Genomic DNA, 12,464 nt, shown 5'->3' on the forward strand with positions numbered 1-12,464 from the left:
CTCCGTGGGTGTATCGATTCGCCGATCAGTCCGCGCCGAGGCCGACCGGGTTCGGCAGGCGTTTCTCGACGGCATGCCGCAGCAGCGCCGCGCTGCGGAAGATGCCGTGGGCGAACTTGCCGTAGGGCAGCGTGGCGAAGAGGGCCATCACAGCCCCGAGGTGCAGGCACAGCAGCAGGGGGAGGGCTGGCGTTCCGCGACCGAGCCACAAGGCAATCCCACTGGCGCTCGTCAGGAACAGGAGGGCGATGAAGCCGAGGTCCATCGGCTTTTGCTTCAGGTCGCCGTGCAAGGCGTGGCGCTTGAGGTTCAGCCGCCATAGGCCGGCCGTCCCGACCATCAGGCTCGCGCCCCCGATGACGCCGAGCAACTTGGGCAAGCTCGGCAGCGCATAGGGCGCCACCCAGCCGAACACGTAGTGGTAAAGAGTGGCCACGCCGGTCGCGGCGAAGCACAGCATGAATCCGTAGAAGGTGAGGTGGTGAAAACGCCGGCGCGCGAGCGTGTAGGCATCGTCTTCGTTGTGGCAGCCGTCGCCATGACCGCCATCGAGGTACTTCAGGCGCAGCACCTCGCCTGTGGCCTCGGCAGCGGCGGGGGCATTCAGCGGCTCGCCGCTGGTTGCCGGCGTGACGTCGTGCCAGAAGCGTCGCACGCCCATCGAGAGCGCCAGCGTGGCAAGCAGGAACACCGGGGCGAACATGCCGACCAGCAGGTTGTGCGGGAAGATGCTGTAGAAGTTCTCGCCCGAAGCCGTGCCCCACAGGCCGCCTTTCATCATCACTCCGAGGGCGAGGAAAAGCGCCAGCGCAGCCGCCAGCGCAAGCGAGAGCGTCAGGCCATTGCGCCGATACAACGCGCCCAGGGCGGTCGGCCAGGCGTAGTCCGCATAGGTCTGGCCACGCACTTCGGCCATGGCCTTGGGCACGTTCACGGCAAACTCATGCGGGGGCGAATACTGGCAGGCGTGCAGGCAGGCACCACAGTTGTGGCACAGATTCGCCAGGAAGTGGATGTCGGCCTTGCCGAACTCGAGCCGGCGGGTCATGGCGGGGAAGACGGCGCAGAAACCCTCGCAATAGCGACAGGCATTGCAGATCTGCATCTGGCGACCCACCTCCGCTTCGGCGGCCGAAAGGATCGGAATGAAGCGTCGTTCGCCTTCCGCGATTGACAGCGGCTCGCGTGTCAGGGGTTCAAGCGCGGCCATGGTGGTTCTCTCCTTGTCTCAGTGCAGCGACAGCCGCCCGGGTGCCTGCGATGCGACCAAAGGCCGTACCGATGCTCATGCCCACGCCGGCGGTGTAGCCCTTGCCGAGGACGTTGCCAGCCATCATTTCGCCGGCCACAAAAAGGTTGGGGCTCGGGTGGCCGCCGAAGCGCACGGCGGCTGTGTCGTCCACCTTCAGGCCCAGATAGGTGAAGGTGATGCCGGGCCGCAGCGGGTAGGCGTGAAAGGGCGCAGTGTCGATAGGCCGAGCCCAGTGGGTTTTCGCTGGTGACAGCCCTTCGGTGCGGCAATCGTCCAGCGCGGTATGGTCGAAGTGGCCGACGCGGCAGGCCGCGTTGTACTCGGCGACGGTGTGCACGAAGGTGGCCTCGTCCAACCCGAGCCGGCGCGACAGTTCTGACAGAGAGTCGGCGACGGTGCCCGGAAACACGGGGGGCATGAAGCGCCCAATCGCCTTCTGGTCGATGACGGAGTAGGCCACCTGGCCCGGCTGCTGCGCGACCAGCCGGCCCCAAATTGCGTAGCGCTTGGGCCAGAAATCCTCCCCCTCGTCGTAGAAGCGCCGGGCCTCCCGGTTGACCACCACGCCCAGCGACACGCAATCGATGCGGGTGCAGATACCACCGTCATAGAGCGGTGCGCGGGCGTCGATGGCGACCATGTGGCCCTGCGACGGGTCGCCAATGGCATCGGCGCCTGCGTCGATCATCTGCTTGAGGAGCACGCCCTGATTGAAGCGCGTGCCGCGAATCAGGAAGTTGTCGGACGGCCATTCGCCTCGTTCGTTCTGGCCCCAAGCCTCGCGCAACCATTGACGATTCGACTCGAAACCGCCAGCGGCGAGTACGCAGCTTCTCGCGGTGATGCGTTCACCGGCCTCGGTGTGCACGGCCACAAAGCGGTCGCCATCGATTTCCACGGATGCCACCGGTGTCTCATAGCGAATCCGCACCCCCAGGCGCTCGGCGCTGCGATAGTAGGCATTGACCAGCGCCCTGCCTCCGCCCATGAAAAAGGCATTCGTGCGCGCCACGTGCAGCGCGCCGGAGAGTGGCGGCTGAAAGTGCACGCCGTGGTGGCGCATCCAGTCACGGCAATTCGAAGAGGCCCGGATCACGAGCCGCGCGAGGTGCTCGTCGGTCAGGCCGCCGGTCACCTTGAGGAGGTCCTTCCAGTATTCTTCTTCGGGGTAGGCATCGACCAGGACGTCCTGCGGCGCGTCGTGCATGCAACGCAGATTGCGTGTGTGCTGTGAATTGCCTCCGCGCCAAGCCTTGGGCGCGGCTTCGAGCATCAGCACGCTCGCGCCGGCCTCGCGAGCCATGAGCGCTGCGCAAAGTGCGGCATTGCCGCCTCCGACGACCAGCACATCCACTTGTTCACCGCTCACTTCTCGTCTCCTTGTTGGGTTAGGAGACTGTATTGACGCAGCCCTTCAAGCGACAGGCCGGTTCAGGCAACGGGTGTTCAGTCTTTGTGAAGACTGGCGCCGATCCAGCGGCCTTCTCTCACCAGCGAACGAGCCGTGTCCGCCATCACCACCCGGGTGGCCAGAGCCGCCGGAGACAGTTCATCGTCCGAGAGGCTGACGAGCAGGCTCCGCCGGCCCACATGCGCATCGGTGATCCGGCAACTGTGCACGCCCTCCGCAGTGTTTCTTGCAATGGCGGCACCGGGTTGTATGGTGGCACCCAGGCCGGCACGGACGGCATCCATCAGCAGCGCCAGGCCGTCAATCTCGGCTACGACCCGCGGCACGACGCGCGCACGTTCAAAAGCAGCATTGAGCGTCGCGCGCAACCCGTGGCCGGCACTGGGCATGATCAATGGAAGATCGGCGAGTTGCGCCAGTCGCACCCGGGTACCCGATGGCCGCTGCGTGAGTTGGTCGGCGGCCAGGACGAACAGGCTTTCATCGAGCAAGGGTTCGATGCTCCAGCGACGTGTTGTGCTGGTCTCGAATAGCACGGCCAGATCCAGTTGGCGCGCCTGCAGCATGGCGGCCAGGTTGCCAGACAGCGACTCCACCAGATGCAGTCGTACGTCAGGATAGCGTGCGCGCATTGCCTGCATCAGCGGCAAGCCAAGCACGGAAGCGGTTGTTGGCGCCAGACCCACGCTCACATGGCCGGACAGGCGCGCCTGCTGCGCCGCCCTGACGGCCTCGTCGGCGTGGCGCAGCGTGAGTTGGGCCTGCTGCAAGAAGGCCACACCGGCGTCTGTAGGAACGACACCGGTGCTGCTGCGCCGAAGTAGTCTCGTACTGAGTTCGCTCTCGAGCTTGCTTATCTGTTGACTCAGAGCCGACGTCACCAAGCCGAGCTCGATCGCGGCGCGGCCCATGCTGCGAACTTCACAGACGCGCACGAAGTAGCGGAGTTGACGGAGTTCCATCGGTAGTACCGCAGTTCGCGGCGGGGCGTGGCATTATGCTGCCCGAGCAGGTCCTGCGCCGCGCTCGATCGAGCTTGATACCGGGGGCGCGGATGACGCCCCCCCCCCCAGCTTCACGGCGTCATCCTTGATCGTGTGGCCGAATTGCTCGGGGGTGCTGGCGATGTCCTCCATTCCCATCGAGCCCAGCGTTGGGCGTGCTGGCGCATACCACGAGGGCGGTCAGGCGCTTGACGTCGTCTTCCAGGCCGATGCGCACCCGGTGTGCCTCGAGGGCGTGTTCCTTGAGTTGTTGATCCAGGGTCTCTCGGGCTTGCTGTGACGACGCCAGCGCCGAGTCCAGGCTCACCCGCGCATCGGCAAAGGCTTCCTCCGCTGCGCGAGCGCTGACTGCGCCTCGACCAGCGCGTTCCCGCGCTCTTGGAGCTCCGAGCGCACCGACTCCAGCTCGCCGCGCTGAACCTCCTCGGCCTCACGGCGCGCCGTCTCCCACAGCAGCCGTGTGGCGTTGCGAACGCTCACCGGCACACCATCGGCATCATTGCCCGCCGCGAGATTTGGCGATGGATTCGCGCCGCCGCCAGCCGTTGTCCGAGCGACGCGAACCAGCGCTCGAGCATCGGGCTGACGGTATTGGGCGAGCCGCGGCCGATCTTCTGGCGCACGCGCTCGATCGTCGGGCGCGGGCCCTCGTGAAGCAGCACATCGGCGGCAGGTGCTTGATGAGCCGCTAGACCCGACCGCCGTGCGCAAGATCGTAAAGAGCCGATGCCTGCAGGCAGGCCTTCCCGGCGACTTCTCGGCCCAGTCGCTGCGATCGGGCTTCGTGACCGAAGCGGGCCGGCGCAAGATGGATCCGGCAGACGCCATGGCAATGACTGGGCATCGACACTACGAAACCTTCATGGGTTACTACCGCGCGGAAGATCCTCTCGACCGCAAGGCAAGCCGCATGCTCGACGGGGACGACGCAGCCGTTGAGTGATGGCGGGCTGCAGCGAACCTGCCGGACAACTCGAACGCTAGGTTTGTCTGCTAACCCGCGGCTAGGTTTTGCTGCGAGCAGCGGACCTTTGAACGCTTGTAGTCCGCCGTCAACATTCCACCAAAGCCCCCAACTCCGCGACAACTTTTGCGCATCGCCGCGACTTCCTGAAATGTCTCAACGAACGAACGAAGATGTCCTTCTGGACGGCAGCAAGGGCTGGCGCGAGCGGGTATTGCAGGGCCATTTGCTGAAACGCTTGCGCCTCGAGCATTCTTGCCGATGGATAACAGCTAGGACATGTATGGCAAACCTTGCCATACGGGGTACACTGAACCAAATGACGACGATGAATATTTCCCTTCCAGCCGAGATGAAGGCGTTTGTCGATGCGCAGGTCGCAGATCATCGCTATGGCAATGCCAGCGAATACATGCGTGACCTCATCCGCCGTGAACTGGCGCGTGAGCGATTTCGTGCCGCCATCCTTGCTGGTCTTGAATCTGGCCCGGCTGTGGAATGGACGTCCGCGCAATTCGATGACTTGCGCGCTGAGATCGCCCGAGCCGAGGTGGCGAACGCGAACCCGGAGGACAACCTGGCTGCTGATCGCAAAACGCGGCGTGCACCCGTCAAGGCCACCAGGAAAAGAGCGGCCTAGGCGTGAAGGGCGTCAAGCGGTTTCTTGTCCGCCCCCGGGCTAGTGCGCAGATCAACGCCGCGATCCAATACTACGCCGTAACCATGCAAGCTCCAAGCGCGGCCAAGGGTCTTGTGGATGAACTGCAGCGAGCTTACCAACTCATCAAACGAAACCCCGATGCGGGCTCGCCGCGCCTTGAGGCTGAACTGGGCATGCCTAGCCTGCGCTCGTGGGCGCTGTCGAAGTATCCTTACTTGATCATCTACTTCCGACACCCGGATTGCGTGGATGTGGTGGATGTGCCGCACACGCGTACCAACTACGTCGCAGAGCTGACCAACTATCTTTGAGTAGAGTCTACGCGGTACTCGAACACGAAGAGTGCGCACGCCTGCTCGTCATTGAAGGCTTGCCGCTGCGATCGGGCGTGCCAACATGGTGGAAGGCGGAAAGAGCCCGATCCAGAGCGCCGGCGAGCTGGGGCACCGCGTTTTCGGATCGTCATCTTTCCGGGTGGCACGGTGCGTTTTCTGGCCGCGCAGCTGCAACGCTATTTCGGCAGCCTGCAGGCCCACGGCAGCACGCTGCCGCTGCGCGACGAGGTGCTGGATTTCGACCAGCTCAATGGCGTGATCGGCCCCCCCGAGCTGATGGCCCTGGGCGCACGTAGGAGCCTGACGGCCGGCGTCCCGGAATGTGGCGACCATCCAATTCTTGGGGGGTGTGCAGTGCAGCATCCTTCCTCCGTGGCCACGCTGCGAGCGGCGCCTGAGCCTGAGCGCCGAAGCGCGGATGCCACTCTCGAAGGACGCACGTCGCTCGTCATCCAGGACCTGGGTGCGGACCTGAAGTAGCAGGTGGGCTCCGCGCGTCGTTGCGATGCTGCGCCATGAGCGAGGCGCTACACGGAGGCTGTACTCGTTTTCATCGAACCTGATTGGTTTGACCCTAGCATTGCATCGAGAACACGCGCCCTGGAGCGCTCGATGTGCTCGCTGATGGATTGGATTGCCTTGTCTTCATCGCGCGCCCTCAGCGCGGCGATGAAAGCCAGGTGTTCCTCCATGGCGGGAACGATGCGCATCGGGCGAACCAGGCCGGCGTCGAGGCGTATGAGCCTCACATGCAAACTGTTCACCCGGTAGATCTCGGACAGGATCTCGTTGCCGATACTGTCGACCATCGTGTCGTGCAGGCCCCAATCCACCGTCTGCGCATCTGCGTCAAGCGTCGGGTCGGGCTGGGCCGAACGGGCGCGCTCGAGGATCGCCAGGTGTTGCTCTTCGATGCGAGCCAGCTCCTCGTCCGATGCCGAACGCAGGAAGTGGCGTACTGCCTCCCGCTCCACCATGCTGCGCACCTGAAATGCGTTGCGGATCAGCTTCAGGTCCACCGGCGCGATCTGCAAGCCCCGCTTTGGCACGGTCACGATCAGCCGGGCGGCCTCCAGCCGGGGAATCATCTCGCGGATGGCGCCCAGAGGCAGGTCGAGCAGGCGGGTGAGTTCGCGCTGCGACACGAACTGCCCCGGGCGAATATTTGCGCTCAGGATCTGCCGCCGGAAGCTCTCGTAGGCCAGGGTGCGCTGCGACACGGCAGGTGGCGCAGGCGCGGGCTTTTTCTTTGTCGCATTCATCAAGATCCTTCCCGGCGAATGGGTCGCTCGGATGAGGCACGACTTTACGCCAGGACGAACGGTGTGGCAGCTGACAGATCAGAAGAACCACGCTGAACGCTTCCGAATAGTCACACTGCTTGCACTGACATGTCAGTCGGAATATAGTGTGCTCCACGGCGCGATTGTTGGTTGCGCTCTTCCCCCCACAAGCTGCAAAACGGAGCACTTTCATGAGTCTTGAACTGACCGGCGTCATCCCTCCCCTTGTCACTCCTTTCACCGCTAACGGCGACATCGACGAAGCGGCCTATCGCAGGGTCATCCGATTCAACCTGGACAAGAAGGTGCATGGCGTCTGCCCCGGCGGCAGCAGCGGCGAGGGCCACACGCTGACTATCGATGAATTCAAGCGCCTGCTGGAGATCACCGCGGAAGAGGTGGCGGGCGCCGTCCCGATCGTTGCCGGCATCATTTCGAACAGCACGCGCGATGCCATCAACCGTGCCAAGGCGATCTCCCACCTTCCCATTGCCGGGCTGCAGGTCACCCCGGTTCACTACCTCTTCAGGCCCGATGAAGACGCCACCTACCGCCACTTCAAGGCGCTGACCGAGGCGGTCGACATCCCCGTCATCATCTACAACGTCGTGCCGTGGAACTACCTGAACCCGGCGCAGATGATCCGCCTCATGCAGGATCTGCCCGGCGTGCAGGGCATCAAGCAGAGCCAGGGCGACCTCAAGCTGATGGCCGATCTGCTGCTCGGCGTGCCCGCAGGCTGCAAGGTCTATTCGGCCGTGGATGCGTTGCTGTATTCGTCGTTCGCCCTGGGCGCGCACGGCACGATCGCCGCAACACCGGCGGCACTGCCGGGTGTGTGCGTGAACCTATGGAACACGGTGCAGGCCAGCGACCATGTGAAGGCGCTGGAAATGCACAAGTCCATGCTGGCCTTCTGGAACGCCATCGTCGCGGACAACCTGCCTGCGAACCTGAAGACCTCCATCACGCTGCAAGGCTGCAACGCCGGGCTGCCCCGCGCACCCATGCCGCCCACCAGCGACGCCCAGCTAGCCAGGATCAAGGCCGCGCTCGACGACGTGCTGCGCTTTGACATCTGACACCTTGCTTCACACGGAGACATACGAACCATGAATATCCGACGTCGCGAGCTGCTGAAGCTCGGAACGCTTGCCGCTGCGGGCAGCGCATTGACAGCCCCCGCATGGGCCCAGGAGTTTCCCAGCAAGCCGGTGACGATCGTCGTCCCCTTCGCGCCGGGCGGCAACACCGACATCGTGGCGCGAACCGTGGCGGTTGCCCTGGGCAAGGTGCTGGGGCAGTCGGTGATCGTCGACAACCGAGCGGGCGCCGGCGGCTCGATCGGCGCCATGCAGGTCGCTCGCGCCGCCCCGGACGGATACACCCTGCTGCTTTGCGGAGCCGGCGTGGTGGTCACGGTTCCGGAAATGGTCAAGACAAGCTACAGCCGGTCGAACTTTGCGCCACTCGGCCTGGTGAACAAGGGCTCGATGGTGTTGCTCGCGCGCAAGAACGAAACCAGGTTCAAGAACTTCAAGGAACTCGCCGCCTACGCGCGTTCCGGCGAGGGCAAGCTGATCGCTGCGCACTCCGGGCCGGGTACGCCCAACCACCTCGCATTGCTGCAACTCGAGACCCTGCTCAAGACCAAGTTCACGATCGTCAGCTACAAGGGCTCGGGTCCGGCACTGATCGACCTGATCGGCGGGCAGGTCGATGTCCACTTCGACCAGGTCAGCAGTTCGCTGCAGCACATCAAGGGCGGCGCGCTTCAGCCGCTCGCGGTGCTGGGGCCGACGCAAGATCCATCGCTGCCCAGCGTCCAGACCGTCGCGGAGCTCGGCTTCGGCGAAATCGATGGCACAACCTACGTCGGGGTGCTTGCGCCCAGCGGGACGCCCAAGGCGGTGCAGGACAAGCTCGCCGCCGCGCTTGCGCAAGCCGTCAAGGACCCACAGACGGTGAACAGCGCCCGAGAACTCGGCAGCGTCGCCTACTCCAGCACGCCGCAGGAGTTCGCACGCTTGCTCGACGCCGAGTACGCACTGGCCTCGCAAGCCACCAAGGATGGCCGCCTGAAGGCCGACTGATCCGGCCCAAGCGCACGGGCGCCGAGCACAAGCCGGCGCTGGCACGGCCGTCGCCGGCCGGCGCGCGATCTCAAACGCAATGGACAAAGCATCGTGAATAAGATCCTGAACGACCCGAACGCCTACGTCGACGAAATGCTCGACGGCCTGTGCCTGGCCCACCCCGAGTTGCAGCGCCGCGGAGAAGGCGGCCGCGTGGTGGCGCGCAGCAGCGGCGCCGTGCCCGGCAAAGTGGGCATCGTCACCGGCGGCGGCTCGGGCCATCTGCCGGTCTTCCTCGGCTACATCGGCGACGGCCTGCTCGACAGCTGCGCCGTGGGCAACGTCTTCGCCGGCCCGCGCATGGACGACTGCATCGAGGCGATGCGCGCGGCCGACGGCGGCGCCGGCGTGCTGCAACTCTACGGCAACTACGGCGGCGACCGCATGAACTTCGACATGGCAGCCGAGATGCTCGAACTCGACGGCATGTCGGTCGCATCGGTCCGTGTCGCCGACGACGTGGCGAGTGCACCCGCCGCACAGCGCGAGAATCGCCGCGGGGTGGCCGGGCTCGTGCTCGTCTACAAGGTCGTGGGCGCCAAGGCAGCGGGTGGCGCGAACCTGGAGGCGGTGGCGGCGCTGGCGCGCAAGGCCAACGACGCGTGCCGTTCCATCGGCGTGGCGCTCTCGCCCTGCGTGGTGCCGGAATCCGGCAAGCCTTCCTTTGCCATCGGCGAAGGGGAAGTCGAATTCGGCATGGGCATCCATGGCGAGCCGGGCATCTGGCGCGGGGCTCTCAAATCGGCCGATGCGCTGGCCGACGAGATGCTTGCGCACGTGCTGCCGGAACTTGGTCTGGCGCGCGGCGATCGTGTTGCGGTGCTGGTTAACAGTCTCGGGGCGACACCCGCGGAAGAGCTCTACATCCTTTTCCGCCGCGTGGCGGCCGCTCTCGCGGGCCACGGCGTGACAATTGTGCGCCCCCTGGTCGGCCGCTACGCCACCTCGATGGAGATGGCCGGCGCGTCGCTCAGCGTGATGAAGCTCGACGCCGAACTGGAGGCTCTGCTGGCGGCCCCGGCGGACTGCCCCTTCTGGAGCGTGCGCTGATGCTGGACGCTGCCACCCTCTCGGCCGCGCTGCCCCGCTGGTGCGCGGGCGTACACGCCGCAGCGCCTGAGCTCAACGAGCTCGACGGCCGCCTTGGCGACGCCGACCTCGGCGCCACGCTCGACAAGTGCGCCACGCTGGTCGAACAGGCCCTGCCCGAGCTGCCCGACACCCTGGAAGGCATCTTCAAGCGCTGCGCGCAGGCTTCGGCCAAAGCGTCGGGATCAAGCTTCGGCACGTTGCTGACCGTGGCCCTCATGACCAGCGCAAAGCGCTGCGCCGGCGTGACATTGCTCGACCATCGGCAGCTCGCGGCGCTGCTGGCCGAAGTGGTGACGACGCTCTCGGCGCGCGGCGGCGCAAACCTGGGAGACAAGACGGTGCTCGACGGCCTGCATGCCATCCACACGGCGCTCGCCGCATCGCCGCAAGGCGCCGAAGCCCGCCGCGTGGCCAGCGACGCGGCGCGTAGCGCGCTCGACGCCTTCCGCGACAAGCCCAACCGCATCGGCCGCGCCCGCATGTTTGCGGACAAGACGATCGGCATGGACGACCCCGGCATGGTGGCGCTGCTGCGCATGGTTGACGCACTCTAGTTCCGCGTTCCCAGCCACGACGACCACCTGCGACAGATCCAACCGGCCTAAGCAATGAATTTCCCGAAGTCACGCGATGAGGTCGCCCGCGATGTGCTGGCCTTGTTGCCGCGATTGCGCGAGCGCTTTGGCGATCGCCTCAGCACGTCCGGCGCGGTGCGCGAGCAGCATGGCCACGGCGAAGGGGTGCCAGACTCTGCGCCGCCCGATGCGGTGGTCTTTGCGCTCAGCAACGAGGACGTCGCTTTCGTGGCGCGCGCCTGCTTCGACGCGCAGGTACCGATGATTCCGTTCGGCACCGGTACCTCGCTTGAGGGCCACGTTGTCGCCGTGCACGGGGGAGTCTGCGTGGATCTGTCCAGAATGAACGCGATCCTCGAGGTCGACGCGGATGCGCTTGATTGCCGGGTGCAGGCCGGCGTGACGCGCGAAGAGCTCAATGCGTACGTGCGCGCACAAGGGCTGTTCTTCCCCATCGACCCTGGCGCGAATGCGTCCCTCGGCGGCATGGCATCGACACGCGCATCGGGCACGGCAGCGGTGCGCTACGGCACGATGGGCGACGCCGTGCTAGGCCTGACGGTCGTCACGGCCGACGGCCGTACCGTGCGCACCGGTACCCGCGCCCGCAAGAGCGCTGCCGGTCTGGACCTGACACGCCTGTTCGTCGGAAGCGAAGGCATCTTGGGCTTCATCACCGAAGTGCAGTTGCGCCTGTGGGGCCTGCCGGAAATGGTGCAGGCAGCGGTGTGCCAGTTCCCGGACCTGGAATCTGCCATCTCAGTGGTCATCGGCGCACTTCAGTTCGGCGTGCCGGTGGCGCGCATCGAACTGCTCGACGAAGTGCAGATGGACGCCTGCAAGCGCTACTCCAAGCTCGACGAGTTCGAGGCTTTGCCGACCCTGTTCATCGAGTTTCATGGATCGCCAGCGGCCGTTCGCGAGCAGGTCGCCACGATGCAATCGCTCGCCGAGGAGACCGGCGGCAACGGCTTCGCGTGGGCCGAGCGTCCGGAAGATCGCACGCGACTTTGGAAGGCACGCCATGAGTGTTACCACGCCAATCTGGCGCTGAGGCCCGGTTCCGCCCTGATTGGCACGGATGCTTGCGTTCCGATCTCGAACTTCGTCGCTTGTGTGATGGAAACGCGCGAGGATGTGCGTGCCAGCGGCCTGACGGCGCCATTGGTCGGACACGCCGGCGACGGCAATTTCCATCTCGGCATCGTGTTCGATCCCGCCAACCCCGATGAGCGCGCGCGTGCCGACGGCCTGGCTGAGCGGGTGTCGATGCGGGCGATTCGGTATGGCGGCACATGCACCGGCGAACATGGCATTGGCTTGCACCGCATTCATCAGCTCGCGGCCGAGCACGCCGAAGGCGTGGCGCTCATGCGCGCGCTGAAGAATGCGCTCGACCCGCGCGGAATCATGAACCCGGGAAAGATGCTGCCGGAAGTGCACTGATGGACCGCATGCTGATCTCAACTGACCGAAGCCGACGACGGTCTTCTAGCGGACGAGTCGTGCGCCACCTGCGCACGGCAAGTCTGCGTCTCAACGCAAACCGGTTGGTCGTCCAAGCTGCTCAATGAACGCTGACGGGTAGCAAATGCTGATGGAGGAAATTCGGCGAACTAGACACATACACACACACCGCATGGGACTCGCGGTACTGCACGAGCCCTGCTACATCCGACGCGTTGAGCTTCAGGGCTTGTTGCTGCTCGCTAGCCCGAAGAGACAGTCACGGAGTTGGTGGGCTCCATGCAA

Annotated in this window: 15 protein-coding genes and 1 pseudogene; 10 read left to right on the top strand and 6 right to left on the bottom strand. The window is 65.2% G+C overall.

Annotated elements, in window-relative coordinates:
- Positions 1-25: 25 nt before the first annotated feature.
- From tcuB to AC3A6B_RS10390, 3 genes are all read right to left on the bottom strand, one after another.
- A complete protein-coding gene (gene tcuB / locus AC3A6B_RS10380; RefSeq protein WP_487836629.1) occupies positions 26-1,210 on the bottom strand; it encodes a tricarballylate utilization 4Fe-4S protein TcuB in 1,185 nt (394 codons plus the stop codon).
- Positions 1,197-2,621, bottom strand: coding sequence for an FAD-dependent tricarballylate dehydrogenase TcuA (tcuA, locus tag AC3A6B_RS10385; protein ID WP_487836630.1), 1,425 nt, complete (start codon positions 2,619-2,621; stop codon positions 1,197-1,199). The genes tcuB and tcuA overlap by 14 nt, the downstream gene beginning before the upstream one ends.
- Positions 2,622-2,698: 77 nt before the next feature.
- The gene (locus tag AC3A6B_RS10390; RefSeq protein WP_487836631.1) at positions 2,699-3,625 is read right to left on the bottom strand and encodes a LysR family transcriptional regulator; all 927 of its coding nucleotides are present in this window, start codon (positions 3,623-3,625) and stop codon (positions 2,699-2,701) included.
- 127 nt (positions 3,626-3,752) lie between these two features.
- Between AC3A6B_RS10390 and AC3A6B_RS10395 the strand changes: the two genes are divergently transcribed.
- A complete protein-coding gene (locus tag AC3A6B_RS10395; RefSeq protein ID WP_487836632.1) occupies positions 3,753-3,947 on the top strand; it encodes a hypothetical protein in 195 nt (64 codons plus the stop codon).
- 23 nt (positions 3,948-3,970) lie between these two features.
- Here the strand turns inward: AC3A6B_RS10395 and AC3A6B_RS10400 are convergent, their stop codons facing one another.
- Both AC3A6B_RS10400 and AC3A6B_RS10405 read right to left on the bottom strand, forming a co-directional pair.
- The gene (locus tag AC3A6B_RS10400) at positions 3,971-4,147 is read right to left on the bottom strand and encodes a hypothetical protein (protein WP_487836633.1); all 177 of its coding nucleotides are present in this window, start codon (positions 4,145-4,147) and stop codon (positions 3,971-3,973) included.
- A complete protein-coding gene (locus tag AC3A6B_RS10405) occupies positions 4,144-4,329 on the bottom strand; it encodes a DNA-binding protein (protein ID WP_487836634.1) in 186 nt (61 codons plus the stop codon). The genes AC3A6B_RS10400 and AC3A6B_RS10405 overlap by 4 nt, the downstream gene beginning before the upstream one ends.
- Before the next feature lie 41 nt (positions 4,330-4,370).
- Between AC3A6B_RS10405 and AC3A6B_RS10410 the strand changes: the two genes are divergently transcribed.
- From AC3A6B_RS10410 to AC3A6B_RS10425, 4 genes and pseudogenes are all read left to right on the top strand, one after another.
- The gene (locus AC3A6B_RS10410) at positions 4,371-4,610 is read left to right on the top strand and encodes a site-specific integrase (RefSeq protein ID WP_487836635.1); all 240 of its coding nucleotides are present in this window, start codon (positions 4,371-4,373) and stop codon (positions 4,608-4,610) included.
- A gap of 340 nt (positions 4,611-4,950) precedes the next feature.
- Entirely contained in the window at positions 4,951-5,271 is a 321-nt protein-coding gene (locus AC3A6B_RS10415) for a type II toxin-antitoxin system ParD family antitoxin (RefSeq protein ID WP_487836636.1), read from the top strand.
- Between the two features lie 2 nt (positions 5,272-5,273).
- Positions 5,274-5,603, top strand: a complete 330-nt coding sequence (locus AC3A6B_RS10420; protein WP_487836637.1) for a type II toxin-antitoxin system RelE/ParE family toxin — start codon at positions 5,274-5,276, stop codon at positions 5,601-5,603.
- A 79-nt stretch (positions 5,604-5,682) separates the two neighbouring features.
- Positions 5,683-5,921 (top strand): annotated as a pseudogene (locus AC3A6B_RS10425) (carboxyvinyl-carboxyphosphonate phosphorylmutase); the annotation flags it as partial.
- 233 nt (positions 5,922-6,154) lie between these two features.
- On the opposite strand, the gene AC3A6B_RS10430 reads toward AC3A6B_RS10425, so the two are convergent.
- Complete coding sequence (locus AC3A6B_RS10430; protein ID WP_487836638.1) at positions 6,155-6,889, bottom strand: GntR family transcriptional regulator; 735 nt, start codon at positions 6,887-6,889, stop codon at positions 6,155-6,157.
- Between the two features lie 167 nt (positions 6,890-7,056).
- Here AC3A6B_RS10430 and AC3A6B_RS10435 point away from each other — a divergent pair, with 167 nt between their 5' ends.
- The 5 genes from AC3A6B_RS10435 to AC3A6B_RS10455 all read left to right on the top strand — a co-directional run bounded on the left by AC3A6B_RS10435 (position 7,057) and on the right by AC3A6B_RS10455 (position 12,158).
- Positions 7,057-7,992, top strand: coding sequence for a dihydrodipicolinate synthase family protein (locus AC3A6B_RS10435; RefSeq protein ID WP_487836639.1), 936 nt, complete (start codon positions 7,057-7,059; stop codon positions 7,990-7,992).
- Positions 7,993-8,022: 30 nt separating this feature from the next.
- Complete coding sequence (locus AC3A6B_RS10440) at positions 8,023-9,003, top strand: Bug family tripartite tricarboxylate transporter substrate binding protein (protein WP_487836640.1); 981 nt, start codon at positions 8,023-8,025, stop codon at positions 9,001-9,003.
- Positions 9,004-9,096: 93 nt separating this feature from the next.
- Complete coding sequence (locus AC3A6B_RS10445; protein WP_487836641.1) at positions 9,097-10,095, top strand: dihydroxyacetone kinase subunit DhaK; 999 nt, start codon at positions 9,097-9,099, stop codon at positions 10,093-10,095.
- A complete protein-coding gene (locus tag AC3A6B_RS10450) occupies positions 10,095-10,691 on the top strand; it encodes a DAK2 domain-containing protein (RefSeq protein ID WP_487836642.1) in 597 nt (198 codons plus the stop codon). Before AC3A6B_RS10445 ends, AC3A6B_RS10450 begins: the two co-directional genes overlap by 1 nt.
- Positions 10,692-10,745: 54 nt before the next feature.
- Positions 10,746-12,158, top strand: a complete 1,413-nt coding sequence (locus AC3A6B_RS10455; protein ID WP_487836643.1) for an FAD-binding oxidoreductase — start codon at positions 10,746-10,748, stop codon at positions 12,156-12,158.
- Positions 12,159-12,464: the final 306 nt, after the last annotated feature.

The sequence above is a fragment of the Variovorax sp. Soil_C_33 genome, assembly GCF_057656935.1.

What these genes read in the sequence shown, in the direction of transcription:
- AC3A6B_RS10430 (WP_487836638.1), bottom strand. Translation starts at nt 6,889, where the DNA reads ATGAATGCGACAAAGAAAAAGCCCGCGCCTGCGCCACCTGCCGTGTCG.
- AC3A6B_RS10390 (WP_487836631.1), bottom strand. Translation starts at nt 3,625, where the DNA reads ATGGAACTCCGTCAACTCCGCTACTTCGTGCGCGTCTGTGAAGTTCGC.
- AC3A6B_RS10440 (WP_487836640.1), top strand. Translation starts at nt 8,023, where the DNA reads ATGAATATCCGACGTCGCGAGCTGCTGAAGCTCGGAACGCTTGCCGCT.
- AC3A6B_RS10455 (WP_487836643.1), top strand. Translation starts at nt 10,746, where the DNA reads ATGAATTTCCCGAAGTCACGCGATGAGGTCGCCCGCGATGTGCTGGCC.
- tcuB (WP_487836629.1), bottom strand. Translation starts at nt 1,210, where the DNA reads ATGGCCGCGCTTGAACCCCTGACACGCGAGCCGCTGTCAATCGCGGAA.
- AC3A6B_RS10450 (WP_487836642.1), top strand. Translation starts at nt 10,095, where the DNA reads ATGCTGGACGCTGCCACCCTCTCGGCCGCGCTGCCCCGCTGGTGCGCG.
- AC3A6B_RS10415 (WP_487836636.1), top strand. Translation starts at nt 4,951, where the DNA reads ATGACGACGATGAATATTTCCCTTCCAGCCGAGATGAAGGCGTTTGTC.